The organism is Clostridium sp. DFI.1.208, assembly GCF_024463855.1.
GTDB lineage: Bacteria > Bacillota_I > Bacilli_A > Erysipelotrichales > Erysipelotrichaceae > Clostridium_AQ.
Genome location: NZ_JANGCA010000311.1, coordinates 1 through 255 on the forward strand (window position 1 = coordinate 1; position 255 = coordinate 255).

General features: G+C 40.8%; 1 rRNA gene. It reads left to right on the forward strand.

Annotated elements, in window-relative coordinates:
- Positions 1-139 precede the first annotated feature (139 nt).
- Positions 140-255 (forward strand): 23S ribosomal RNA (locus NE665_RS24485); the annotation flags it as partial.

The following is a 255-nucleotide window of genomic DNA, read 5'->3' on the forward strand; positions in this document are numbered from 1 at the left end:
AAAACTGAATAACAGAAGACATATGAAGGTCTATAACGAAAGTTGTAAACAACATAGATATTCACGAGTAGAAAGTTAAACAAAACAGAAAACTCAAGCAAAAACCTAAGCAAAGAAACGAACGCTTAAAACTTAACGTGATTAAGTGAATAAGGGCGTACGGTGGATGCCTAGGCACTTGGAACTGAAGAAGGACGCAACAAACGGCGAAACGCGACGGGGAGTGGTACGTACACAAAGATCCGTCGATATCCG